The sequence below is a fragment of the Amycolatopsis sp. lyj-23 genome, assembly GCF_046549135.1.
Lineage (GTDB): Bacteria > Actinomycetota > Actinomycetes > Mycobacteriales > Pseudonocardiaceae > Amycolatopsis.
Genome location: NZ_JAJPWN010000005.1, coordinates 114,049 through 136,069, shown reverse-complemented (window position 1 = coordinate 136,069; position 22,021 = coordinate 114,049). Strand labels below are relative to the sequence as shown.

The following is a 22,021-nucleotide window of genomic DNA, read 5'->3' as shown; positions in this document are numbered from 1 at the left end:
CCCTCGTTGTGGATCATCACACAACGAGTATGCGGACCGCTACTGACAGTTCTGGATCAGGTGAGGGCGTCACACCGGCAAAACAGCGCTCAGGCCTTCGCGACCGTCCGCCGCACGCCTTCCGCCAGCTCAGCCGACAGCGCGCGAACCCCCGAAGCACCCTCCGCCGCCGCCGTGACCAGCGCCGAACCCACGATCACCGCGTCGGCGAACGAGGCCACCTCGGCCGCCTGGTCGCCCGAACGGACGCCCAGCCCCACGCCGATCGGCAGGGACGTGTGGGAGCGGACCCGGCGGACCAGTTCCTCCGCGCCCTCGCCCACCTGGTCGCGGGCGCCCGTCACGCCCATCACCGCCGTGGCGTAGATGAACCCCGATGACGCGGCCGCCGTCAACGCCAGGCGCTCCTCCGACGACGAAGGCGCTACCAGGAACGTGCGGTCCAAGCCGTGCGAAGCCGAAGCTTCCATCCACGAGCCGGCCTCGTCCGGGATCAGGTCCGGGGTGATCAGACCGAGGCCGCCCGCCGAGGCGAGGTCGCGCGCGAAGCGGTCCACGCCGTAGCGGTTCACCGGGTTCCAGTACGTCATCACGACCGCGCGGCCGCCGCGCGACGACACCGACTCGACCACCTCGAACAGGTTCTTGAGGCGGAAGCCGTTGTCCAGCGCGGTCACCGAGGCGGCCTGGATCGTCGGGCCGTCCATCACCGGGTCCGAATACGGGACGCCGACCTCGATCAGGTCGGCGCCGCCGTCGACGCACGCCGCGATGAGGTCCTTCGACCCGTCGACCGTCGGGAAGCCGGCCGGCAGGTAGCCGATCAGCGCGCCGCGGCCCTCCGTGCGCGTGGCCGCGAAGAGGTCGTCGAGCCCGCTCATCCGTTCACCAGTCCGAACCACTTGGCCGCCGTGTCCATGTCCTTGTCACCACGACCCGAAAGGTTGACCACGATCAAGCCGTCCGGGCCCAGCTCGCGGCCCAGGTCCAGCGCGCCGGCCAGCGCGTGCGCCGACTCGATCGCCGGGATGATGCCCTCGGTGCGCGAGAGCAGCTGGAACGCGTCCATCGCCTGGGCGTCGGTGATCGGGCGGTACTCGGCGCGGCCGGTGTCCTTCAGCCACGCGTGCTCCGGGCCGACGCCCGGGTAGTCGAGCCCGGCCGAGATCGAGTGCGACTCGACCGTCTGGCCGTCCTCGTCCTGCAGCAGGTACGTCATCGCGCCGTGCAGGTTGCCCGGGGTGCCCTTGGTCAGGGTCGCCCCGTGCCGGTTGCCCTCGATGCCCTCGCCGCCCGGCTCCAGGCCGACCAGCCGCACCGACGGGTCGTCGTAGAAGCCCGAGAAGATGCCGATCGCGTTCGACCCGCCGCCGACGCACGCCGCGACGACGTCCGGCAGGCGGCCGGCCTGCTCCAGGATCTGCTCGCGGGCCTCGGTGCCGATGACGTGGTGGAAGTTGCGCACCATCGTCGGGAACGGCGCCGGCCCGGCGGCCGTGCCGAACAGGTAGTGCGTGGTGTCGGCGTTGGTCACCCAGTCGCGCAGCGCCTCGTTGATCGCGTCCTTCAGCGTCCGCGACCCGGTCTTGACCGGAATCACCTCGGCGCCCAGCAGCCGCATCCGGGCCACGTTCAGCGCCTGGCGCTCGGTGTCGACCTCGCCCATGTAGACGACGCAGTCGAGGTCGAGCAGCGCGCACGCGGTGGCCGTCGCGACGCCGTGCTGGCCCGCGCCGGTTTCGGCGATGACGCGCTTCTTGCCCATCCGCTTGGTGAGCAGCGCCTGGCCCAGCACGTTGTTGATCTTGTGGGAGCCGGTGTGGTTCAGGTCCTCGCGCTTGAGGAACACCCGCGCACCGCCGGCGTGCTCGCCGAAGCGCTTCGCCTCGGTGAGCAGCGACGGGCGGCCCGCGTACTCGCGCAGCAGGCGGTTGAACTCGTTCAGGAACTCCGGGTCGTGGCGGGCCTTGTCGTACTCGGTGGCGACCTCGTCGACGACGCCGATCAGCGCCTCCGGCATGAACCGCCCGCCGTACGGGCCGTAGTAGCCGCGCTCGTCCGGGTCGTGCTTCGCGTTCTCCGTCACCGCGACGGCCTCGGGCAGGCGGGGTGCGAGCCGGCGGTGACCAGCTTGACCAGGGCGCCCTTCGGGTCGCCGGAGGCGACGAGACCCTCGCCGACCAGCACCGCGTCGGCGCCGTGGCCGGCGTAGGACATCAGGTCGCCCGGGCCGCGGACGCCGGATTCGGCGACCTTGTAGACGTCCATCGGCAGGCCGGGGGCCAGCCGGGAGAAGACGTCCCGGTCCACCTCGAGGGTGTGCAGGTTGCGCGCGTTGACGCCGATGACCTTGGCGCCCGCTTCGAGGGCCCGGTCGGCTTCCTCGGCGTTGTGGATCTCCACCAGCGCGGTCATACCGAGGGACTCGACGCGGTCGAGCAGCGCGACCAGCGCGTTCTGCTCCAGCGCGGCGACGATCAGCAGCACCATGTCGGCGCCGTGCAGGCGGGCCTCGTGCACCTGGTAGGGGCTGACGACGAAGTCCTTGCGCAGGATGGGGACGTCGACCGCGGCGCGGACGGCGTCCAGGTCGGCCAGCGAACCGCCGAAGCGGCGCTGCTCGGTGAGCACGCTGATCACGCGCGCCCCGCCGGCCTCGTAGTCCTTCGCCAGCGCGGCCGGGTCGGGGATGTCGGCCAGCTCGCCCTTCGACGGGCTGCGCCGCTTGACTTCGGCGATCACGCCGATGCCGGACTCGCGCAGGGCGGCCATGACGTCGCGGGGGCCGGGGGCGGCGGCCGCGCGGATCTTCAGCTCGTCGAACGGCAGCGCGGATTCCCGCACGGCGAGATCTTCCCGCACGCCGGCGACGATGTCTTCGAGCACGCTCACCGGGCGCCCCCACCAGGGCGCGTGCTCACGCTTTCACTCGCAAGGTCGCTCACAAAAACCTTCCCCTTCCCGCCGAAACGATGCTAACCCCCGCATCCGAGACGCCCGGTTCCGGGTGTGCGCGTTACTCCGAATGCCCGCCCCGGAGGTCCGTCGGATCTTCCCCTTCGGACAGGGCGTCCCACAGCTGGACGTCGGGGTCACGGACCTTTTTCCGGGTGGCCGGGGCCGCGTACTTCGTCCCGAGCCGGGTGGCCCCGCCGGCGCCCTTGACAGCGGCCAACCCGCCGGCGGCGACGAGCATTCCCGCGACCACGGCCAGGCCGCGGCCCAGCAGCATCTCGGTCACCGGCAGGCCGGCGGCGTAGCCGGAGAACCGGACGCCGGCGACGCCGCTCCAAATCGCTGCCGCACCGGCCAGCGCGAGCACGACGCCGAGCACGCGCCGCGCCCAGCCGCCGGTGGCCACCAGCCCGGCCACCCCGGCCAGGGCCAGCAGCGCCAGCGGGACGAGCGCGGTGGCCCGCTGCTCGCCGGTCTCGCGGTACAGGACGGTGCCCCGCACGCCGCCGTCGCGGAATTCGGCGAACCACGTCAGCCGTGACGCACCCCACAGGGCCAGCGCGCCCAGCAGGAGCGCCAGCACCATCGTCCATAGTGGACGCCTCGACGCGGGTGCCGCCGAGGAGGCCGGATCCGCGGCTGGGGAGGCCGGGTCCGTCGCCGGAGAGGCCGGGTCCGCGGCCGGGGAGGCCGGGTCCGCCGGAGCGGCCGTGTCCGCCGGAGCGGTCGGGTCCGCCGCTGGGGAGGCCGAGTTCGCCACCGGAGCGAGCGAGTCAACCGCCGAGGAGGCCGGGTCCACCGCCGCAGCGGCCGCGCCCGCGGCCGGGGAGGCCGGATCCGCCGCCGGGGAGGCCGGATTCACCGCCGGACCGGCCGAGCCCGCCGCCGAAGCGGCCGAGTCCCCCGCCGAAGCGGCCGAGCCCGCCGCCGGAGCGGCCGAGTCCGCGGTCGGGGAGGCCGGGTCCGGCGCCGCAGCGGCCGGATCCGCGGCCGGGGAGGCGGCGCCCGGTGCCCGCGACGCGTCCGGTGCCTCAGACATGCGCAGCGTCCGCGGCCGGGTCGAGGGCGCCGGCCGGCACCATCGTCTGTGCGGCGGCCACCGCCGACAGCACGGTCCGGGCCTTGTTCAGCGATTCGGTGTCCTCGTAGTCCGGCACCGAGTCGGCGACCACCCCGCCCCCGGCCTGGACGTGTGCGATGCCGTCCTTGACCAGGGCCGTGCGGATGGCGATCGCGGTGTCGGCGTCGCCGGCGAAGTCGAGGTAGCCGACGACTCCGCCGTACAGCGCGCGGCGGACCGGCTCGAGCTCCTCGATCAGCTGCATCGCGCGGACCTTCGGCGCGCCCGAGAGCGTTCCGGCCGGGAAGCACGCCGTGACCGCGTCGAACGCCGTCTTGCCCTCGGCCAGCTCGCCGGTGACCGTCGACACGATGTGCATCACGTGGCTGTACCGCTCGATCTGGAAGAAGTCGACCACGCGCACGGTGCCCGGCTTGCAGACCTTGCCGAGGTCGTTGCGGCCCAGGTCGACGAGCATCAGGTGCTCGGCGCGCTCCTTCTCGTCGGCCAGGAGGTCCTTGGCCAGCTGCGCGTCCTCCTCCGGGTCGGCGCCGCGCCAGCGGGTGCCCGCGATCGGGTGCGTGGTCGCCCGGCCGTCCCGCACGGTGACCAGGGATTCCGGGCTCGAGCCGACGATGTCGAAGCCTTCGAGCCGCAGCAGGTACATGTACGGGCTCGGGTTGGACGTCCGCAGCACCCGGTAGATGTCGAGCGCGTCGGCCGCGGTCGGGATCTCGAACCGCTGCGACGGCACGATCTGGAACGCTTCGCCGGCCTTGATCGCCTCGACGGCCTTCTCCACGGCCGCGTGGAAGTCCGCCTTCGACCGCTTCCGGACGAACTCGGGCGCGGGCCGGTCGAACGCGGCGACGGTGGCCGGCGCGGACACCTGCAGCTGCTGGGTCATCGCGCTCAGCCGCGCGACGGCGTCGTCGTAGGCGGCGTCCACGCGCTCGGGCGAGTCGTCCCAGTTGACGGCGTTCGCGATGAGCGTGACCGTGCCCTCGTGGTGGTCGAACGCGGCCAGGTCGGTGGCCAGGAGCATGGTCAGCTCGGGCACGTCGAGGTCGCGCTCGGCCAGCTCCGGCAGCCGTTCCAGCCAGCGCACGGCGTCGTAGCCGATGTAGCCGACCATGCCGCCGGTCAGCGGCGGCAGCCCGGGCAGCGGCTCGGTGTGCAGGGCCTCGATCGTCTCGCGCAGGACGGTCAGCGGGTTGCCTTCGGACGGCAGGCCGACCGGCGGGGTGCCGGTCCAGACCGCTTCGCCGTCGCGGACGGTCAGCGCGGCCGGGCTGCGGACGCCGATGAACGACCAGCGGGTCCAGGACGCGCCGTTTTCGGCGGACTCGAACAGGAACGTGCCGGGCCGGTCGGCGGCGAGCTTGCGGTACACCCCGATCGGCGTCTCGCCATCGGCGAGGACCCGGCGCACGACCGGGATCACGCGGCGGCTCTCGGCGAGGACGCGGAAGTCCTCGCGGGACGGGCTGACCGTGCCGGGACCGGCCGAACCGGCGGATGCGCTGACCATGGCCCTCATTGTGCCGCCCGGCCGGATCGGCCGGACGCCGGGCCGTAATTCAATGACTGTTGAATTAAGCGCGGCCGTGGGCCATGATGGAACCGTGAGCACCCCGGGGAACACCGAGACTACTGGCCGCCGCCGCGGGCGCAGGCCCGCCGGCCAGGACACCCGCACCGCGCTGGTCGAAGCCGCGCGGGCCGTGTTCGCCGAGAACGGCTACGACGGCGCGACCGTGCGTGCGATCGCCACCCGCGCCGGCGTCGACGCGGCGATGGTCAACCACTGGTTCGGCAGCAAGGAGGGGCTGTTCGCGCAGGCGGTCCTCGAGCTGCCGTTCGACCCCGCGGAGCTGCAGCAGGCGTTGCGCGACGGCCCCGGCGACGAGCTGGCCGAACGGATCGTCCGCACCTTCATCACCCGCTGGGACAGCGCGGGCGGCGGCCAGTTCGTGGCGCTCATCCGCAGCGTCACCGGCCACGAGCAGGCCGGGCACGTGCTGCGCGACTTCTTCCAGGAGTTCTTCAGCACGGTGATCACCTCGATCGGCTCGGACCGCACCACGCTGCGCATGAACCTGTGCGCGACCCAGATGGTGGGCCTGGGCATGGTCCGGTACGTGGCGAAGTTCGAGCCGCTCGCCACCGAGGAGGTCGAGGTCCTGGTGCGGGCCATCGCGCCGAACCTGCAGCACTACCTGACCGGCGAGCTCGGCTGACCCGCGGTCCTGGGGGCGCCGAGGGCTATCCGGTCGTCGTCCGCGGGCTGATGGCGGACACCGGGACCAGGTGCGGTCCGGGCGTGTCCGGGCCGTACGGGAACAGGACGACCATCCGCCGTCCCCAGCCGCCGATCCACGCGCGGCGGCGGGTCAGGGCGTCCGGGCGGTGCAGCGACGGCGCGCACCGCAGCTCGATGCCGCTGCCGTCGCGGTAGCGGGCCTCGATCTCCGTGGCGCGCCGCACGGCGGGCACGACGGTCACCGTCGCGATCCGCCACCCGGTGACCGCGACCGCGCGCGCCCGGCGTCGCCAGCCCAGCGCGGACGTCGCCGCGAACGGCAGCGCGGCGAACCCGCAGATCAGCAGCACCACGCTGAAGCCGGAGCTCGCGTTGGGCTCGGCCGTGGTGCGGACGTGCGCCGGGTCGGCGGGGTCGTAGACGACCGTCACGACCTCGCCTTCGTGGTACTCGTGGTCGGTGTCGCGGTCGATTTCCCGGGTCCAGGACGCGTCCGGCGAGTGGTAACGCACCCAGATCGACGGCGTCCCGTCACCCTTGGCCGGGTTCACGACCGACAGCACCGAGCCTTCCACGCGGACGCCGGTCGCGAGCAGGGCCGCGGCGGCGCGGTCCGCGGCGATGATCCCGGCGAGGCCGCCCACGAACAGCAGGCCGCAGCCGACGGCGATCGCGGTGGCCCGGCGGGCGATCCGGCGCAGGCGCACGGTCTGGGCGTCGAGGTCGATCCGGCCCTCGCCGTGGGAACCTTCCCGCCCGGGCAGCCACGCGCCGAAGTCCGGCACGCCGTCGTGGAGCCGGCGGTCCGCGGCCTGCGAGCGGTGGGCGCCGACCGCGGCGAGGGCCAGGGAGCCGGTCAGGATGGCGGCCTCGCCGGCGAGTTCGCCGTCGGCGAAGACGTAGTCCGGGGCCAGCAGCGAGTACGCCGTGCCCGCGCCGAAGAACAGGAAGACGAGGACCGCGAGCACGGTCACGGCGGACCACGCCGTCCGGCGCGTCATCGGCGGGACCGGCGGAAGGCGCTCGCCGCGCGCGGGGTCTTCGCGGCTGCCGGAACGGCGTACGGCTCCGGGCGGCGCGGTCCCCGCGGGAACAGGACGGCCATCTCCCGCCCCCAGCCGCCGACCCACGCGAGGCGATCGGTGAAGTCCGCCAGCGCCTTGGCGCCGTGCGTCGAGGGCACCGCGCGCAACACGATCCCGGTGCCGTCCGGGTAACGGACGTACAGCGTCGGCGGCGGTCGCCTCCGGGGGTCGGCGGAGCGGCCGCGCACGACGTCGACGGTGGCGACCCGCCACCCGGTGACCGCGACCGCGCGGGCCCGGCGCCGCCAGCCGAGTGCGGCCCCGGCCGCCACCGGAGTCCCGGCGAGCCCGATCAGCAGCGCGGCGACGCAGCAGCCGAAGGCGAACTGGTTTTCGTTCTCTTCGTCGGTGGTCCGCACGTGCGCCGGATCGGCGCGGTCCACGACGACGGTGACCGCCTCGCCGACGTGGTAGCGGTGCCCGGTGTCGCGGACGATCTTCGCGGTCCGCTCGCCGTAGCGCACCTGCATCGACCACGTGCCCTTGTCGGGCGTGTGCACGGACACCACGACGCCGGGGACCCGCTCACCGGTCGCGAGGAGCTCGTCGGCGGCCTCGTCGAGCAGGCTGATCCCCGTGAAGCCGCCCGTGAACAGCGCGACCCAGACGAGGATCAGCGCCGCGGCCCGACCGGCGATCCGGCGCAGCCGGGCGGTCTCGGCCCCGAAGTCGATCCGGGGATCGTGGTCGGCGGCGGCCGGCGACGGCAGCCAGGCCCCGAAGCCGTTTTCGCCGGCGGTGGCACGGATCCGGTGCGCGAGCACCCGCAGCCGGTCGCCGCCGAGCGCCGCGCAGCCGAGGGACGTCGTGAAAACGACGATCAGGGCGACGACGTCCCCCCGGTCGAAGCCGGGATCCGCGACGACCAGCCGGTAGACGCCCACGGCCACCGCGAAGAAGCCGGAAACGGCCACGCCGGCGGCCGCCACGGCCAGCCACCCCGCCCGCCGCCGGGTGAGCCGGCGCAGCGGATCGTCGAGCACCATCAGCCGAGCTTAGGCCCGTGGCGCAGCGCCGATCCTGCGAGAAACGGCACAGGACGGCGAGGCAACCGGACGGCCCCGCCGAGCGTGCGGGCCGACGGGCGAGCCGGTCACCCGGATGCCCATTTGTCCCAATTTGCGGACACCATTCGCACATTCGAGGAATCGACGGGATTCGTACTATTCCCTCATGAAGCCAACGTCTTCGGGGCCGGCCGCGAGAACTCTCGCCGCTTCACTGCGTGAAGAACGCGAAGCGCGGAAAGTCGGACTTCGCGTGCTCGCCGACGAACTGGGGATCCTGCCCCAGCTGCTGTCGGCGTGGGAGAAGGGGTACCGCCTGCCGAGCGTCGAGGACGTGTCGGCGATTCTGGCGCTGCTCGGTATCCACGGCGAGAAACGCGACCGGATCCGCACCCTCGCCCGGCACGCCCGCGAACCCAATTGGCTGGCCGCGAGCAACACCGATCTTCCCTTCGCCCTCACCACGAGGCTCGACCTCGAACGGACCGCCACCGCGATCACCACGTGGTCGCCGTTGATCATCCCCGGGCTTTTGCAGACCCCGGACTACATCCGGTCGATCATGGACAAGTCCCCGGTGACGGTCGAGCAGGCCGACAAGCGGCTGCGGGTCCGGTTGGCCCGGCAGGAGATCCTCACCCGCCGCGACCCGATCCGGTTCACCGCTCTGCTCGGCGAACGGTCGCTCCAGGAGAACTTCGGCGATGCCGGAGTCATGTCCGACCAGATCGACCACCTGGTCGCGATGTCCGCGCGGGCGAACATCAGCCTGCGCATCGTGCCCGCGGGAATCGGCTACCACCCCGGCCTCATCGGGCCGTTCGACATCTACGAGTTCCCCGGCTCGCCACCGATCGCCTCGGTCGAACATGTCTACTCAACGGCTTTCCTCCACGAGGAATCTCAGACCGCAGGCCACAAACGCGATGCTAAGGTGCTACGTGAACTAGCTCTGAGCGAAGAGGCTTCCCGGGCTTTGCTGCGGGAGGCCGCCGGATAACGGAGGCGATAGTGGGCTCGACCGGCTGGCGCAAGTCCTCCTACAGCGGCCCGAACGACAACTGTGTCGAGGTGGCGCTGGGGCCGGTCGTGGGCGTGCGGGACACCAAGGCCCGCCAAGCCGGTCAGCTGACCGTCTCCCCGCGGGCCTGGCGTTCCGTCCTCGACCGGCTGCGCTGACCTACCGCGCGAGCAGCAGCGCGATGAGCGCCAGCGCGCCCGGGACCACCTGCACCAGCAGGATCCGCTTGCTGGCCGTCGCCGCGCCGTACAGACCCGCGATGATCACGCAGACGAGGCCGTACAGCTTCAGCTGGAACCCGGTCGGATCGCTCGCGATCAGGCCCCACACCAGCGCCAGCGCCAGGAAGCCGTTGTAGAGCCCCTGGTTCGCGGCGAGCGTCTTGGTCTGCTCCGCGAACTCCTTCGTCGTGCCGAAGCCGGCGCGGGCGCGGGGCGAGGTCCAGAGGAACATCTCCAGGACGACGATGTAGAGGTGGATCAGGGCGACGAGCCCGACCAGGATGTCGGCGGCGATGGTCACGCGAGCTCTTTCTCCTCGGCCAGGAGCAGGCGCTCCTCGGTGTCGAAACAGGTGTGCGTGCCGGTGTGACAGGCCGGGCCGGTCTGGTCGACGCGCAGCAGCACGGTATCGCCGTCGCAGTCGATCCGCACCTCGCGGACGTGCTGGTAGTGGCCCGACGTCTCGCCCTTGACCCACAGCTTCTGCCGGCTGCGCGAGAAGTACGTCCCGCGGCGGGTGGCCAGCGTCGCCGCGAGGGCGTCGTCGTTCATCCAGGCCATCATCAGCACGTCCGAAGTGGCGTGCTCGACGACGACCGCCGCGATCAGGCCGTCGGCGTTGCGCTTGAGGCGCGCCGAAACGGCCGCGTCCAGGGTCATGCGGTGGCTCCCAGGATGTGCCGCTTGAGCGGCCTCGAGTTCAACAGGACGAACGCGTAGCCGTAGCCCGCGAAGGAAAGGCCGGAGAACAGCTTGACCCACCACAGCTCGGCGCCGAGCAGCAGGAGGGCGTGCAGCAGCGCGAAGACCACGGTGACGACCAGCCCGCCGATGCGCGCGCTGCCCATCCTGAGCGCGAGCCCGGTGGTGACGACGCCGCCGAGGACGAGCGCGAGCGCGGGCATCCGGTAGATCGCCAGGCCGGCCCCGGCGTCCAGCACCGGGATCAGGTCGAGCAGCGCCCAGGCCACGGGCAGCCCGACCAGCAGACCGGACGTCACCTTCACCTCGACGGGTGCGTGCCAGGACCTCACCGGACTTCGACCCCGCCTTCGCGCAGGGCGCCCTTGACGTCGCCGATCTTCAGCTGTCCGAAGTGGAACACGCTGGCGGCGAGCACGGCGTCGGCCCCCGCCTGCACGGCGGGCAGGAAGTGCTCGACGGCCCCGGCGCCGCCGCTGGCGATCACGGGCACGCGCACGGCCTTGCGCACGAGCCCGAGGAGTTCGAGGTCGAAGCCGTTCTTGGTGCCGTCGGCGTCCATGGAGTTGAGCAGGATCTCGCCGACGCCGAGCTCTTCGCCGCGGGCGGCCCATTCGACGGCGTCGATCCCGGTCCCGCGCCGGCCGCCGTGGGTGGTGACCTCGAACCCGGAGGCCGTCGGCTCGCCGCCTTCGGGCACGCGCCGGGCGTCGACCGACAGCACGATGCACTGGGCGCCGAACCGCCGGGACGCCTCGCTGAGGAACTCGGGCCGCGCGATGGCGGCGGTGTTGATGCTGACCTTGTCGGCCCCGGTCCGCAGCAGCCGGTTGACGTCGTCGTTGCTGCGCACGCCGCCGCCGACGGTCAGCGGGATGAAGACCTGCTCGGCCGTCCGGCGCACGACGTCGTAGGTGGTTTCGCGGTCGCCGGAGGAGGCCGTGACGTCGAGGAAGGTGAGCTCGTCGGCACCCTCGGCGTCGTAGCGCCGGGCCAGCTCGACAGGGTCACCGGCGTCGCGGAGGCCGGCGAAGTTGACACCCTTCACGACCCGGCCCGCGTCGACGTCGAGACAGGGGATCACCCGCACCGCGACAGACATGGCCACCAGCGTAGTCAAGGGGGCGCGCCCCGCAGCACGTGCCCGGCGGCGCCCGGCCGCCGCTTCGGCGCAGACCGCGGAAAAACTCCGGTCCGCCGTGCAGCGGTCCGGCCCCCTCGCGCGTCCACAGTGGTGACGGAGAGGACGCGGGTGACTTTCGAAGAGTTCGTGGCGGAGCGGCTGGACGGGCTGCTCCGCTACGCCACCGTCCTGACCAACGACCCCCACCTGGCGCAGGACGTCGTCCAGGACGTGCTCCTGCGCGCCCAGCAGCGGTGGGACAGCATCGACGCGCCGCCGACGTACGTGCGGCGGATGGTCACCAACGAGTACCTGTCGTGGCGGCGCCGCGCGGTGCGGCGGATGGTCTCCAGCAGCCACGAGGTCCTCGACGCGCTGAGCCCGCCGCAACCCGACCCGTCGGCCGCCTACGACGAGCGCGACGCCATGCTCGGCCTGCTCGCCACCCTGCCCCGCAAGCAGCGGGCGGCCGTCGTGCTGCGGTACTACGAGAACTACTCCGACAGCGAGATCGCCGCGTTCCTGCGGTGCGGCCCCTCCACCGTGCGCAGCCAGATCTCGCGGGCACTGGCCACCCTGCGCGAAGCCGGGTTGAACCCCACCGTCATCACCACCGGAGCCCCCGAATGACCCGCAGCGAGCACGAGACCGAGACGCTGATCCGGGACAGCCTGGACCGCCTCGCCGCCCGCGCCCCGGACGGCCACGCGGTCCGCGAGGCGCTCGCGCGCGCGGGCCGGGGACGGCAGCCGGCGAGCCGGCTGGCACTGGTCGCCGCGGCCGTCGTCCTGCTGGTCGTCGGCGTCTTCGCGGGCACGCAGCTGCTGACCAGGCCGGACGTGGTGCCGGCCGCGGGCCGCCCGGTGCTCACCTACGGGCCGGACTGGCTGCCGGACGGCTTCACCGAGCAGTACCGCGAAGGCGGCCCCGAAATCACCCCGGGCGTCCGGCGGTGGATCGCCGGCGAGGCCTCGATCACGCTGCAGACCTACTCCACCGCCGACCCCGAGTGGTCGCAGACGGCGTTGCGGATCGCGTCGCTCAAGGACCAGGCGCTGGTGCGCGGCCGGGTCTCCATGGTCACCGGCGACGGCGACGCCGCCCAGCTCACCTGGCTGGCCGACGACCGGCACGTGCTGCGCGCGGCGGTCTCCGGGATCCCGGACGCCCGCACGGTCGTCCAGCGGATCGCCGAGTCCGTCACCGCCGATCCGGTCGGCGTCCGCGGTGAGCTGCGGTTCGGCGCGCTGCCGCCGGGGCTGGCCGAGCGTTCGACGGCGGTGCAGGGCACCGGTCCCGGCGACGCGAGCACCACGCTGACCGCGGCGGACCCGGCGCGGCCGGCGGAGCCGGTGGTGCGGGCCGTCGCCGGCGCACCGGCCCCCGCGCCGGCCGGCGCGGCACCGGTGACCGTCCGCGGCGGCGCGGGGTTCTTCGTGGCGCCGGCGAACGGGCGGGACGCGCTGGTCGCGGTCCGGCTGCCGTCGGGACGCTGGTTGCAGGTGTCGGGTCCGCGGCCGGAGGCCGAGCTGATCGCCGTCGCGAACGGCGTCCAACTCGACCCCGCACCCGACTACCGCTGGCTCGGGCGGCCTACCAGTTGACCATCGGGAACCAGATGATCCCCAGCCTGCCGAGCACGCGGACGTCCCAGTAGAGCAGCGTGAACGTGCCGCCGACGAGCAGGGCCGCGCCGGTGACGGCCGCGACCCGCGCCGGTTTCGCGGCCAGCCAGCGCTGCACGCGACCGCCCGTGGCGTAGGTGAGGACCAGGAACAGGACCGCCATGACGACGATGTTGCCGAGCGACTGCAGCGCGAACGCGGCGGCGCCGTAGAGCACGTTGTGCTGTTCGGCGGCGCTGCGGAACATGATCCGGAACAGCGGGTACGGCCGTCCGATGAGGAACCCGCCGATGAGCGCGCCCATCAGCACGAGCGGCGCGGCGGGGTGGCGGCGGGTGAAGCCCGCGAAGGGGTTGCCGACGATGCCGAGGGCGATCAGGCCCAGCAGCAGGAAGACCAGGCCGACGACCCCGAAGGCGACCATGGACTGGATGCTGCGCGGCGAAAGCCCGGTCGTGGCCGCGGTGCTGAACTGCGGCATCCGCGTCCCGACGAGCGCGACGACCACGCCGTAGACGATGGACACGGTGAGCATGCCGGCGGCGATCCAGCCGAGCGGCTTGAGCGCACTTCGTTTCCGGCCGGTCTGGTCGCCCACCAGCGGCGCGACGGCCCCGAACGCGGCGATGTTGCAGGCGGTGAAGGAGCCCGCGAGCCCGGAGACGAACGCGAAGAGCGTCCCGGCGAGGACGCCGCTGATCGGGGTGGCTTTGGCGTCGTAGCCGAGGAGGTTGTTGGCGACGCTGTCGCCGATCACGGAGTCGACGAGGGGCGCCGACCAGATCGCGGTGAGCACGAACCCCGCCAGGATCGCTCCGACGGCGATCCGTGCGCGCCGGGGCGGGTAGGGCCCTTCGCCGAAGAACCCTGCTCGGGGGTGGACCGGGAGCTGCTGTACCGCCATCTACGCCTCCAGTGTGCGGGAAACCAGCGTCTGAAGCGTTGCAGAATCCGGCGTTGAAACGCTTCGGCCGCCCGTGTGGGGTTCGGGGGCCGAAAGGCCTAGGCAGTTTTCCCGGCCGGTGAGTCCACACTGGACGCTGCGCCCCGCGCGGCTACGGTGGGCACATGACTTCCGAGACCGACCGGCTCGCCGCCGAGCGTTACGTCGTCCTCACCACATTCCGGCGCGACGGGCGGGCCGTGCCGACCCCGATCTGGGTCGCCGGGCGCGGTGGTGAGCTCGTTATGTGGTCCGTGCGCGAGGCAGGCAAGGTCAAGCGCATCCGCAACGGCGGCCGGGTCGAGGTGCAGGCCTGCGACGTCCGCGGGCGGAAGACCTACGGCGCGAAGGTCTCCGGCCAGGCCAGGCTGCTCGACGCCGCGGAGACCGAGGAGGTCCGGCGGGCGATCGCCCGCAAGTACGGCATCGTCGGGCGCGTCACGATGTTCTTCTCGAAGCTGCGCGGGCCGGCGGACCGGACGGTCGGCATCGCGGTCAAGCTGGCCGGCTGAAGCTGCGGAAGCCGCGGCGCAGGTAGTTCGGCAGCGCGTTCGGGTGGTCGAGGGTCGAGGTGTGCAGCCAGACGCGCCGCGTACCGGGCAGCGCCCACGCGTCGGCGACGACGAGGGTGAGCGCGCACCCGCCGAGCCCTTTGCCGACGAACTCGGGCACGAGCCCGAACGTGGTGATCTCGACGGCGTTTCCGGGCTGCGGCTCGAAGTCCGCGGCCCCGGCGACCTCGCCGCGGTACTCGATCAGCCGGTATTCGCGGCGGGGAGCGGCGAGCCAGCGCGCCCATTCTTCGTCGCTGCGGGACGCGCTCGGCCACCGGTACGGCGTCCCGATCCGGACGTGCAGCTCGCGGATCAGCGGCCCGGGCCGGGCGCTCCGCAAGGCGACGCCGTCGACGAGCGGAGCGGGGTTGAGCTGATCGGCGGCGGTCATTTCGAGCTGGGTGACGATCTCCTCCACCGCGGCAACCTACGGCTCACCGCGGCGGCTGTCAGCCGCTTTTCGGCGTCAAGCTGCTGCGCGGAGGGCTGCTGCGAGTGCGGCCGAGTCGTGGTCGGGTCCGCAGCCCTCCACCGGCATCAGGTGACGGGGATGTGGGTCGCGCAGGGTTTTCCGGCAGGCGGGCGAGCTTTGCTGCCAGTGTCCGCCGCCGCCCCCGCCGACCACACACGCCCCCACCCTCTCCGGGGGGCGTCCCAAGTCCAGTCTACCGGCTCTGGCCTGCAAAAACGCCCGCTCCGGAAATCTGTGGACAACCCGACCCGATGTGGATGACCACGCCGCCCCACCGAAACCCTCTTCGGACCGCACGGGGAGCGTCGTCGGCGGCCGATCCGTTGGCGGCCGTGGCGAACTTTTCGTTGCCGGACTAGAAGTCCGGCCTGCGACGGCGTCGATTACCCCGGAGGTAACGCCGGCTGCCCGGCCAGCAGCCGCTCCACCAGCGCCGCGACCAGCTCGTGGCGCTGCTCGTCGGTGAACAGGTCCGGCAGCGTCAGCCGTTCCAGGATCAGCCAGTTCAGCGCCAGCCACAGCAGGACCACCGTCGTGCCGTCGCCCGGCAGGCCGGACTTCTCGTGGTACTCGACGTCCGCCCGGATGCGGCGGGTCAGCACGTCCCGCAGCTCCGGCCGCCGCGTGGCTTCGAGCCGCAGTTCCAGCAGCGCGAGGAACCCCGTCGGGAACGCGGCCACGCGCTCGACCAGGGCGTGCATCAGCTCGGTGACGCGCGCCCGGTCGCGCGGGCCCGCCAGGCCGTCCGCGATGACGCCGTCGTCGACGAGCCGCTCGTAGACCCGCTCGCCCGCGTGCCGGAGGATCTCGTCGCGGGTGGCGAAGTAGTTGGACGCCGTGCCGGCCGGGACGCCGGCCTGCTGGTCGACCGCGCGGAACGTGAGGCCGCGCGCGCCTTCGTTCGCCAAGACCTCGATCGAGGCGTCGAGCAGGGCGGCCCGCCGCTCGGGATTGCGTCGCACCATGATGGCGGTCAAAGTACTACAACCGGAGTTACTTCGACGGGCGCTCGCGCGTCGCCTTCCGGATCTCCTCCGACGCCTCCCGGTACGCCGGCGCCGCGCGGGCGAAGTAGTCGAACAGCACGGCCCGCTCCTCCGGTGAGTACCGGCCGAGGACCTCGGCGATCCGGCCGCGCGCCGGGCCCACGATCGCCTCGACGCCGGCGAGCGCGTCCGGCACCGGCTCCACCACCACCTTGCGCCGGTCCGCCGGGTCGGCGGCGCGACGCACGTACCCGGCGCGCTCGAGCCGGTCGATCAGGCGGGTCGTCGCGCCCGTCGTGAGGCCGGTCCGGCCGGACAGCTCGCCCGAGGTCAGCGGGCCCTCCAGGTCGAGCAGGCTCAGCGCGTACCACTCGGTCGCGTGCAGCCTCGCCGCTTCCGCGCCGGCCAGGCCGTGCAGCCCCACCGCGTCCAGGTAGCGCCGGAAAACCACGTGCTGCTCCTCGGCGCTTGTCACCGGTTCCTCCTCCTGGTTAATATCTGCATGTGTGCAGATACTGCACACGAGAAGCTAAGCATAGGAGACGACGATAAAGACCACAGACGTCACCACCGTGCTTGACTCGCTGGCCGACGCGTGGGGACGCGGCGACGCCGACGCCTACGGGGCGCACTTCACCGAGGACGCGACGTACGTGACCTTCGTCGGCACGCGCTACTGCGGCCGCGACGACATCGCGGGGCAGCCACCAGGTCCTGTTCTAGAAGTTCCTCAAGGGCACCAAGGTCCAGACGTACACGCTCGTCCGCGAAGGCGACCGCTGGCTCGTCGCGGCGTTCCACAACACCCAGCGCAAGCCGCTGATGGAGCGCGTCTCGTTCGCGTTCGCGCCGGAAACGAAGCCGAAGCGGTGAAGCCCGCCTCGCCGACCTCGTGGCGGAACTCGGTCCCGGCCACGACTTCCTGGCCGCCGACCTGGCCACGCCCGAAGGGCTGCGGGCCACCGCCGACCGGATGGCCGAGCCACGCAGCTAGACCTTCGCGACCGCGGCGAGCGCTTCCGGCAGCGTGAACGCGCCGGCATACAGCGCCTTGCCGACGATCGAGCCCTCGACGCCGTCGGAGGCCAGGCCCGCCAGCGCGACGAGGTCGGCCACGCTCGACACCCCGCCGGAGGCGATCACCGGTGCGTCGGTGCGGGCGACGACGTCACGCAGCAGCTCGAGGTTGGGGCCGCGCAGGGTGCCGTCCTTGCTGACGTCGGTGACGACGTAGCGGGACGCGCCGTCGCGGTCCAGGCGCTCCAGGACGTCCCAGAGGTCGCCGCCGTCGGAGGTCCAGCCGCGGGCCGAAAGGCGGTGGCCGGCCTCGGTGATCCGCACGTCGAGGCCGATCGCGACGCGGTCGCCGTACTCGCCGATGACCCGCGCGGTCCACTCCGGGTCCTCGAGCGCGGCGGTGCCGAGGTTGACCCGGCGGGCCCCGGTGTCCAGGGCGGCCTTCAGCGAGGCGTCGTCGCGGATGCCGCCGGACAGCTCGACCTGGACGTCCAGCTTGCCGACGACCTCGGCGAGCAGCTCCCGGTTGCTGCCCTTGCCGAAGGCGGCGTCGAGGTCGACCAGGTGGATCCACTCGGCGCCGTCCCGCTGCCAGGCGAGCGCGGCCTCGAGCGGGCTGCCGTAGGAGGTCTCGGTGCCGGCCTCGCCCTGGACGAGTCGCACGGCCTGGCCATCGGCCACATCAACGGCGGGAAGCAGCGTGAAAGTCACGCCGGTAACTCTAGGGCGGAGACCCGGATCACCCGGTCAGAGGGTGGCCAGCCAGTTGCGCAGCAGCTGCGCGCCGGCGTCGCCGGACTTCTCCGGGTGGAACTGCGTCGCCCAGAGCGGCCCGTTCTCGACCGCGGCGACGAAGTCCTCGCCGTGGTTCGCCCAGGTCACCTTGGGCTCCTGACCGAGGCCCGATTCCAGCTCCCACTTGCGCGCGGCGTAGGAGTGCACGAAGTAGAACCGCTCGTCCGGGTCGAGCCCGGCGAACAGCTGCGAGTCCGCGGGCGCGCGCACGGTGTTCCAGCCCATGTGCGGCAGGACGTCGGCGTGCAGCCGGTCGACGACACCGGGCCACTCCCCCGTGCCCTCGGTCTCTTCGCCGTGCTCGACGCCGCGGGCGAAGAGGATCTGCATGCCGACGCAGATGCCGAGGACCGGGCGGCCGCCGGCCAGGCGCTTGCCGATGATCCGGTGCCCGTGCACGTCCAGCAGGCCCGCCATGCAGGCGGAGTACGCGCCGACGCCCGGCACGACCAGGCCGTCGGCTTCGACGGCGGCATGCGGGTCGGCGGTGACCTCGACGTCGGCCCCGGCGCGCGCCACAGCGCGTTCGGCGGAGCGGAGGTTGCCGGAACCGTAGTCGAGGATCACCACACGAGACACGCCACCCAGCGTAGCCGTCGCGCTCAGCGGCGCTCGAACGAATAGACGTCCGTCACCGTGTTGCAGGGTGACGGCGGCACGACCTCGACGCGGAGCACGCCGTCGTCGTAGTCGACGCCTTCCGGGGTGAAGGTGCCCGTACAGGTGCTGACCAGCGGGACCTGGCCGATCTCGTGCACCCGCGCGGTGACGTCGCGGCCGGTCAGCGGGCGCGCGAGATCGATCTGCAGGAGCTGCAGGTTGGTCGGGTACAGGTCGTTGTACGGATCACTCGTCGCGCAGATCAGCCGCGTCGCGCCGACGAAGTCGCAGCCCTGGGCGCTGCGGATGTGGTGGTCGAGGTGGATGCGGGCGGCGACGGGGAGGTCGCCGGCCGCTTTAGGGCCGCGCGGGTTCAGGAACGGCGTCGGGGAGACGTAGAGCCGGTCGATCTCGCCGAGCGGCCCCGAGACCAGCCACTGCCCGTCCGGGGTGACCGCGACCTGGGCGTTCGCGTTGGCGGCCGGTTCGTCGGCCTGCAGCGGGTGGACGAACTCCGTCGTCGTCCCGTCGGGCCGGGTGACCAGGTACATCTTCGTCGTGGGCACCGGGGTGCGGGTGTCCTGGTAGACGTCGAAGACGTAGCCGCGCAGCGAATCGGGGTCGCCGACGTGGCCCCAGCCCTCGTCCTTGAGCGGCTGCGGGATGGTGGCGCCGTTGCGGTAGACGATCTCGGGCGCGTGTCCCGGCAGCCGGAGGGTGGTGAGGCCCTCACCGCTGATCCGGTTCTCCGCGGTGGTGTGGCCGACCTGCTGCCAGCGGGTGCCGTGCGCGGCGGCGACGCCGGTGGCGGCGAGCAGGGTGGCGGTGGTAAGGGCGAGCAGACTTGCCGTCCGCAGTGCGCGCATGTGCGCTCCTCGGGAGTGGAGGCCTTGGCGGCGGCGATGTCATCCTGCCACAGAGCGCGGCCCGCCCGGAAAAATCTTGAAGAAACCCGTTTGACCGTTCCGCTGGCCGGGTATCAAAGCACCCGATCGTGTGCGTCGGGCCGCCACGACCGGACGCCAGGGAGGCGAAGATGGCCGAGGACGATCTGCTGTCCGAGATGCTGGACGCCTGGCGCGACGACATCGAGAGCGTCCCGTTCCCGCAGTTCGGCGAGCTGCTGATCCCCCGCCAGCAGACCCGGTCGCGGTGCACGCCGGGTCCGTCTGCTGCGCGCGTGACGAACGCCACGCGGAGAACAGACGCCTGACTGTGGTTTCCTGCGGGGACCGCATCGACGCGTCCCCCGGGAGTCCTCATGAGTCGCAGCCCTGACCCGCACGACTTCCTCGACCTCGACGCCGGGCTCGCCGAGGAGGAACGCGCGATCCGCGACGCCGTCCGCGCGTACGCGAAGGACCACCTGCTCGGCCACGTCGCCGACTGGTACGAATCGGGTGCTCTTCCCGCCGCGGAGCTGGCGAAGGGCTTCGGCTCGCTCGGCCTGCTCGGCATGCACCTGGAGGGCTACGGCTGCGCCGGCACCAGCGCCGTCGCGTACGGCATCGCGTGCCGAGAACTCGAAGCCGTCGACTCGGGGTTGCGCAGTTTCGTCTCGGTGCAGGGGTCGCTGGCGATGTACGCGATCCACCGGTGGGGCAGCGAGGAGCAGCGGCAGGAGTGGCTGCCGCGGATGGCCACCGGCGACGCGCTCGGCTGCTTCGGGCTGACCGAGCCGGACGCGGGCAGCGACCCCGGCTCGATGCGCACGCGCGCGGTGCGCGACGGGTCCGACTGGGTGCTGTCGGGCACGAAGATGTGGATCACCAACGGAACCGTCGCCGACGTCGCGGTCGTCTGGGCGCAGACCGACGACGGGATCCGCGGCTTCGTCGTCCCGACGTCGACGCCGGGGTTCACCGCGAACGAGGTGAAGCACAAGCTGTCGCTGCGGGCGTCGCTGACCGCGGAACTGGTGCTCGACGGCGTCCGGCTGCCGTCTTCGGCGGCGTTCCCCGAGGTCCGCGGGCTGCGCGGGCCGCTGTCTTGCCTCAACGAAGCGCGCTACGGGATCCTGTTCGGCGTCGTCGGCGCGGCGCGCGCGTGCTACGAAGCCGCGTTGGAGTACACGCTGTCGCGGTCGCAGTTCGGCAAGCCGCTGGCGGGGTTCCAGCTGACCCAGCGCAAGCTGGCCGACCTGCTCGTCGAGGTCAACCGCGCCGGCCTGGTGGCGCTGCAGATCGGCCGGCTGAAGGACGCCGGTTCGCTGCACCACAACCACGTCAGCTTCGGCAAGATGGCGAACGTCCGGTCGGCGCTGGAGGTGGCCCGCACCGCGCGGTCGATGCTCGGCGCGAACGGGATTTCGCTGGAGTACCCGGTGATGCGGCACATGGCGAACCTGGAGACGGTGCTGACCTACGAAGGCACCGAGGAGATGCACGCGCTGTCACTCGGTCAGGCGATCACCGGGCTCGCGGCGTTCCGCTGATCGTTTTTTGTCGGTGGTGGCCGCTAGCTTCTCCACCATGACTTCTTCCGACTTGACTTCTTCCGGCTCTACTTCCTCCGACCTGACCTTCTCCGACTTCGAAACCGTGGTGGAGCTGCGGCGCTACACCCTGCACCCCGGCCGGCGCGACGAGCTGATCGAGCTGTTCGAGCGCGAGTTCGTCGAGCCGCAGGAAGCCGCGGGCGCGCACCTGTTCGGCCTGTTCCGCGCACCGGCGGCGCCGGACGAGTTCGTGTGGCTGCGCGGATTCCGCTCGATGGAGGCCCGCAAAGAGGCGCTCGAAAAGTTCTACTTCGGCCCGGTGTGGCAGGAGCACCGCTCGGCGGCGAACGCGACGATGATCGACTCCGACAACGTCCTGCTCCTGCGCCCGATCCGCCGCGGCCTGGCGGCGCCACCACCGGGCACGGGTGTGCACGTGACGATTTCGGCGCCACCGGAATCCCCACCGGAGCAGGCGTTCGCGGCGTTCGAGACGGAGCCGTCCCCCAACAACTTCCCGCGGCTGCCGGTGCGCACGGACGGCCCGTTCTCGGTGTGGTTCAGCCGGGAGCCCGCGCCGTCGTCGCTCGAGCTCGTCCCGACGTCCCGGTCACTGATCCGCTGAAAGGAGCCCGATGAGCCCTTCGGGGTAGAGGATCCGGCGCCCGTCCCGGAACTCGGCGAGCTCGACCCACCGCGCGGTGGCGGGATCGTCGAGGATCTTCATGGCGTCTTCGCCGTACAGACCGGGGTCGGCGAACTCGGCTTCGTAGACGAAGGCGATCTCGTGCCCGGGGTTGCCGCGCCAGTCGAAGACGTTCTCGAGCACCCCGAGCAGTCGGTTGACGACGATCTCGGCATCGAGTTCTTCGCGGAACTCCCGCTTGAGCGCGTCTTCGGCGCGCTCACCGAACTCGATCCCACCTCCGAGCGGCCGGTGGAAGGTCTCCCCTTTGACGTCGTCATGGGCATCGAAGACGAGAATGGCCTCCCCGCGCCGGAGAACGGCGAGGACGATGGGCCGGATGGAGGGCATACCGGCCACGCTATCGACCCGAGGGCGGCGGCGCACTAACCAGAGCCCGCCACCATCGTCGAACAGCGCCCCGCCGAGCCCGAGCCCGGCCGCGGCGACGATCACCCCCGCGGCCGGCG

The 22,021-nt window shown here is 72.3% G+C and carries 28 protein-coding genes; 9 read left to right on the top strand and 19 right to left on the bottom strand.

Features of this window, described 5'->3' with window-relative positions; translation table 11 throughout:
- Positions 1–89: 89 nt before the first annotated feature.
- The 5 genes from trpA to ACLJPY_RS13265 form a co-directional block, all read right to left on the bottom strand.
- On the bottom strand, positions 90–881 hold the full coding sequence (gene trpA, locus ACLJPY_RS13285) for a tryptophan synthase subunit alpha (RefSeq protein ID WP_410588510.1): 792 nt from the start codon (positions 879–881) through the stop codon (positions 90–92).
- Entirely contained in the window at positions 878–2,104 is a 1,227-nt protein-coding gene (gene trpB / locus ACLJPY_RS13280) for a tryptophan synthase subunit beta (protein ID WP_410589191.1), read from the bottom strand. Before trpB ends, trpA begins: the two co-directional genes overlap by 4 nt.
- A complete protein-coding gene (trpC, locus tag ACLJPY_RS13275) occupies positions 2,083–2,892 on the bottom strand; it encodes an indole-3-glycerol phosphate synthase TrpC (protein WP_410588508.1) in 810 nt (269 codons plus the stop codon). Before trpC ends, trpB begins: the two co-directional genes overlap by 22 nt.
- A 124-nt stretch (positions 2,893–3,016) precedes the next feature.
- Positions 3,017–3,541 carry a Trp biosynthesis-associated membrane protein gene (locus ACLJPY_RS13270; RefSeq protein WP_410589190.1) on the bottom strand — a complete coding sequence of 175 codons (525 nt, stop codon included), beginning with the start codon at positions 3,539–3,541 and terminating at the stop codon, positions 3,017–3,019.
- 445 nt (positions 3,542–3,986) lie between these two features.
- The gene (locus tag ACLJPY_RS13265) at positions 3,987–5,546 is read right to left on the bottom strand and encodes an anthranilate synthase component I (RefSeq protein WP_410588506.1); all 1,560 of its coding nucleotides are present in this window, start codon (positions 5,544–5,546) and stop codon (positions 3,987–3,989) included.
- 94 nt (positions 5,547–5,640) lie between these two features.
- Here ACLJPY_RS13265 and ACLJPY_RS13260 point away from each other — a divergent pair, with 94 nt between their 5' ends.
- Entirely contained in the window at positions 5,641–6,255 is a 615-nt protein-coding gene (locus ACLJPY_RS13260) for a TetR/AcrR family transcriptional regulator (RefSeq protein ID WP_410588504.1), read from the top strand.
- Positions 6,256–6,280: 25 nt separating this feature from the next.
- Here the strand turns inward: ACLJPY_RS13260 and ACLJPY_RS13255 are convergent, their stop codons facing one another.
- Together ACLJPY_RS13255 and ACLJPY_RS13250 are read right to left on the bottom strand one after the other, a co-directional pair.
- Positions 6,281–7,279, bottom strand: coding sequence for a DUF3592 domain-containing protein (locus ACLJPY_RS13255; RefSeq protein ID WP_410588503.1), 999 nt, complete (start codon positions 7,277–7,279; stop codon positions 6,281–6,283).
- Complete coding sequence (locus ACLJPY_RS13250; RefSeq protein ID WP_410588502.1) at positions 7,276–8,349, bottom strand: DUF3592 domain-containing protein; 1,074 nt, start codon at positions 8,347–8,349, stop codon at positions 7,276–7,278. Before ACLJPY_RS13250 ends, ACLJPY_RS13255 begins: the two co-directional genes overlap by 4 nt.
- A gap of 187 nt (positions 8,350–8,536) precedes the next feature.
- On the opposite strand from ACLJPY_RS13250, the gene ACLJPY_RS13245 reads away from it, so the two are divergent.
- Positions 8,537–9,370: a helix-turn-helix domain-containing protein gene (locus tag ACLJPY_RS13245; protein WP_410588500.1), complete on the top strand. Its 834-nt coding sequence runs from the start codon at positions 8,537–8,539 to the stop codon at positions 9,368–9,370.
- An 11-nt stretch (positions 9,371–9,381) separates the two neighbouring features.
- Positions 9,382–9,549: a DUF397 domain-containing protein gene (locus tag ACLJPY_RS13240; RefSeq protein WP_410588498.1), complete on the top strand. Its 168-nt coding sequence runs from the start codon at positions 9,382–9,384 to the stop codon at positions 9,547–9,549.
- Between the two features lies 1 nt (position 9,550).
- Here the strand turns inward: ACLJPY_RS13240 and ACLJPY_RS13235 are convergent, their stop codons facing one another.
- The 4 genes from ACLJPY_RS13235 to hisF are packed head-to-tail and all read right to left on the bottom strand — an operon-like array spanning position 9,551 to position 11,416.
- A complete protein-coding gene (locus tag ACLJPY_RS13235; protein WP_410588497.1) occupies positions 9,551–9,913 on the bottom strand; it encodes a DUF1304 domain-containing protein in 363 nt (120 codons plus the stop codon).
- Positions 9,910–10,272, bottom strand: a complete 363-nt coding sequence (gene hisI, locus ACLJPY_RS13230) for a phosphoribosyl-AMP cyclohydrolase (RefSeq protein WP_410568839.1) — start codon at positions 10,270–10,272, stop codon at positions 9,910–9,912. Before hisI ends, ACLJPY_RS13235 begins: the two co-directional genes overlap by 4 nt.
- On the bottom strand, positions 10,269–10,646 hold the full coding sequence (locus tag ACLJPY_RS13225) for a hypothetical protein (RefSeq protein WP_410588495.1): 378 nt from the start codon (positions 10,644–10,646) through the stop codon (positions 10,269–10,271). Before ACLJPY_RS13225 ends, hisI begins: the two co-directional genes overlap by 4 nt.
- The gene (gene hisF / locus ACLJPY_RS13220; protein ID WP_410568841.1) at positions 10,643–11,416 is read right to left on the bottom strand and encodes an imidazole glycerol phosphate synthase subunit HisF; all 774 of its coding nucleotides are present in this window, start codon (positions 11,414–11,416) and stop codon (positions 10,643–10,645) included. Before hisF ends, ACLJPY_RS13225 begins: the two co-directional genes overlap by 4 nt.
- A gap of 150 nt (positions 11,417–11,566) precedes the next feature.
- On the opposite strand from hisF, the gene ACLJPY_RS13215 reads away from it, so the two are divergent.
- Together ACLJPY_RS13215 and ACLJPY_RS13210 are read left to right on the top strand one after the other, a co-directional pair.
- Positions 11,567–12,067 carry a SigE family RNA polymerase sigma factor gene (locus ACLJPY_RS13215; RefSeq protein WP_410588494.1) on the top strand — a complete coding sequence of 167 codons (501 nt, stop codon included), beginning with the start codon at positions 11,567–11,569 and terminating at the stop codon, positions 12,065–12,067.
- Positions 12,064–13,041, top strand: a complete 978-nt coding sequence (locus ACLJPY_RS13210) for a hypothetical protein (protein WP_410588493.1) — start codon at positions 12,064–12,066, stop codon at positions 13,039–13,041. Before ACLJPY_RS13215 ends, ACLJPY_RS13210 begins: the two co-directional genes overlap by 4 nt.
- Here the strand turns inward: ACLJPY_RS13210 and ACLJPY_RS13205 are convergent.
- On the bottom strand, positions 13,031–13,966 hold the full coding sequence (locus tag ACLJPY_RS13205; RefSeq protein ID WP_410588491.1) for a hypothetical protein: 936 nt from the start codon (positions 13,964–13,966) through the stop codon (positions 13,031–13,033). The two genes, ACLJPY_RS13210 and ACLJPY_RS13205, sit on opposite strands and share 11 nt — an antisense overlap.
- Before the next feature lie 164 nt (positions 13,967–14,130).
- Here ACLJPY_RS13205 and ACLJPY_RS13200 point away from each other — a divergent pair, with 164 nt between their 5' ends.
- Entirely contained in the window at positions 14,131–14,517 is a 387-nt protein-coding gene (locus tag ACLJPY_RS13200) for a PPOX class F420-dependent oxidoreductase (RefSeq protein ID WP_410588490.1), read from the top strand.
- On the opposite strand, the gene ACLJPY_RS13195 is transcribed toward ACLJPY_RS13200, so the two are convergent.
- The 6 genes from ACLJPY_RS13195 to ACLJPY_RS13170 form a co-directional block, all read right to left on the bottom strand.
- Positions 14,501–14,977 carry a GNAT family N-acetyltransferase gene (locus tag ACLJPY_RS13195; protein ID WP_410588488.1) on the bottom strand — a complete coding sequence of 159 codons (477 nt, stop codon included), beginning with the start codon at positions 14,975–14,977 and terminating at the stop codon, positions 14,501–14,503. The two genes, ACLJPY_RS13200 and ACLJPY_RS13195, sit on opposite strands and share 17 nt — an antisense overlap.
- A gap of 437 nt (positions 14,978–15,414) precedes the next feature.
- On the bottom strand, positions 15,415–15,996 hold the full coding sequence (locus tag ACLJPY_RS13190; RefSeq protein WP_410588486.1) for a TetR/AcrR family transcriptional regulator: 582 nt from the start codon (positions 15,994–15,996) through the stop codon (positions 15,415–15,417).
- Positions 15,997–16,024: 28 nt separating this feature from the next.
- Positions 16,025–16,492 (bottom strand): MarR family winged helix-turn-helix transcriptional regulator, encoded by a 468-nt coding sequence (locus tag ACLJPY_RS13185; RefSeq protein WP_410588485.1) that lies wholly within the window; start codon positions 16,490–16,492, stop codon positions 16,025–16,027.
- A 515-nt stretch (positions 16,493–17,007) separates the two neighbouring features.
- On the bottom strand, positions 17,008–17,745 hold the full coding sequence (priA, locus tag ACLJPY_RS13180; protein WP_308670266.1) for a bifunctional 1-(5-phosphoribosyl)-5-((5-phosphoribosylamino)methylideneamino)imidazole-4-carboxamide isomerase/phosphoribosylanthranilate isomerase PriA: 738 nt from the start codon (positions 17,743–17,745) through the stop codon (positions 17,008–17,010).
- A 36-nt stretch (positions 17,746–17,781) separates the two neighbouring features.
- Positions 17,782–18,399, bottom strand: coding sequence for an imidazole glycerol phosphate synthase subunit HisH (hisH, locus tag ACLJPY_RS13175; RefSeq protein WP_410589188.1), 618 nt, complete (start codon positions 18,397–18,399; stop codon positions 17,782–17,784).
- Positions 18,400–18,431: 32 nt separating this feature from the next.
- Positions 18,432–19,295, bottom strand: a complete 864-nt coding sequence (locus ACLJPY_RS13170) for a hypothetical protein (protein ID WP_410588483.1) — start codon at positions 19,293–19,295, stop codon at positions 18,432–18,434.
- Positions 19,296–19,465: 170 nt separating this feature from the next.
- Between ACLJPY_RS13170 and ACLJPY_RS13165 the strand changes: the two genes are divergently transcribed.
- From ACLJPY_RS13165 to ACLJPY_RS13155, 3 genes are read left to right on the top strand one after another with little or no spacing between them, the layout of a single operon-like run.
- Positions 19,466–19,642 carry a hypothetical protein gene (locus ACLJPY_RS13165; protein WP_410588482.1) on the top strand — a complete coding sequence of 59 codons (177 nt, stop codon included), beginning with the start codon at positions 19,466–19,468 and terminating at the stop codon, positions 19,640–19,642.
- A gap of 48 nt (positions 19,643–19,690) precedes the next feature.
- The gene (locus tag ACLJPY_RS13160) at positions 19,691–20,863 is read left to right on the top strand and encodes an acyl-CoA dehydrogenase family protein (protein WP_410588480.1); all 1,173 of its coding nucleotides are present in this window, start codon (positions 19,691–19,693) and stop codon (positions 20,861–20,863) included.
- Positions 20,864–20,900: 37 nt separating this feature from the next.
- Positions 20,901–21,491 carry an NIPSNAP family protein gene (locus tag ACLJPY_RS13155; RefSeq protein WP_410588479.1) on the top strand — a complete coding sequence of 197 codons (591 nt, stop codon included), beginning with the start codon at positions 20,901–20,903 and terminating at the stop codon, positions 21,489–21,491.
- On the opposite strand, the gene ACLJPY_RS13150 is transcribed toward ACLJPY_RS13155, so the two are convergent.
- Complete coding sequence (locus tag ACLJPY_RS13150; protein ID WP_410588478.1) at positions 21,477–22,007, bottom strand: NUDIX hydrolase; 531 nt, start codon at positions 22,005–22,007, stop codon at positions 21,477–21,479. The genes ACLJPY_RS13155 and ACLJPY_RS13150 overlap by 15 nt on opposite strands.
- Between the last annotated feature and the right edge of the window lie 14 nt (positions 22,008–22,021).

Coding starts and splice junctions, on each gene's coding strand:
- ACLJPY_RS13255 (WP_410588503.1), bottom strand. CDS start 7,279: ATGACGCGCCGGACGGCGTGGTCCGCCGTGACCGTGCTCGCGGTCCTC.
- ACLJPY_RS13265 (WP_410588506.1), bottom strand. CDS start 5,546: ATGGTCAGCGCATCCGCCGGTTCGGCCGGTCCCGGCACGGTCAGCCCG.
- hisF (WP_410568841.1), bottom strand. CDS start 11,416: ATGTCTGTCGCGGTGCGGGTGATCCCCTGTCTCGACGTCGACGCGGGC.
- ACLJPY_RS13250 (WP_410588502.1), bottom strand. CDS start 8,349: ATGGTGCTCGACGATCCGCTGCGCCGGCTCACCCGGCGGCGGGCGGGG.
- hisI (WP_410568839.1), bottom strand. CDS start 10,272: ATGACCCTGGACGCGGCCGTTTCGGCGCGCCTCAAGCGCAACGCCGAC.
- ACLJPY_RS13190 (WP_410588486.1), bottom strand. CDS start 15,996: ATGGTGCGACGCAATCCCGAGCGGCGGGCCGCCCTGCTCGACGCCTCG.
- ACLJPY_RS13170 (WP_410588483.1), bottom strand. CDS start 19,295: ATGCGCGCACTGCGGACGGCAAGTCTGCTCGCCCTTACCACCGCCACC.
- ACLJPY_RS13245 (WP_410588500.1), top strand. CDS start 8,537: ATGAAGCCAACGTCTTCGGGGCCGGCCGCGAGAACTCTCGCCGCTTCA.
- ACLJPY_RS13205 (WP_410588491.1), bottom strand. CDS start 13,966: ATGGCGGTACAGCAGCTCCCGGTCCACCCCCGAGCAGGGTTCTTCGGC.
- trpA (WP_410588510.1), bottom strand. CDS start 881: ATGAGCGGGCTCGACGACCTCTTCGCGGCCACGCGCACGGAGGGCCGC.
- ACLJPY_RS13270 (WP_410589190.1), bottom strand. CDS start 3,541: ATGGTGCTGGCGCTCCTGCTGGGCGCGCTGGCCCTGTGGGGTGCGTCA.
- ACLJPY_RS13160 (WP_410588480.1), top strand. CDS start 19,691: ATGAGTCGCAGCCCTGACCCGCACGACTTCCTCGACCTCGACGCCGGG.
- ACLJPY_RS13200 (WP_410588490.1), top strand. CDS start 14,131: ATGACTTCCGAGACCGACCGGCTCGCCGCCGAGCGTTACGTCGTCCTC.
- ACLJPY_RS13210 (WP_410588493.1), top strand. CDS start 12,064: ATGACCCGCAGCGAGCACGAGACCGAGACGCTGATCCGGGACAGCCTG.
- ACLJPY_RS13155 (WP_410588479.1), top strand. CDS start 20,901: ATGACTTCTTCCGACTTGACTTCTTCCGGCTCTACTTCCTCCGACCTG.
- ACLJPY_RS13165 (WP_410588482.1), top strand. CDS start 19,466: ATGGCCGAGGACGATCTGCTGTCCGAGATGCTGGACGCCTGGCGCGAC.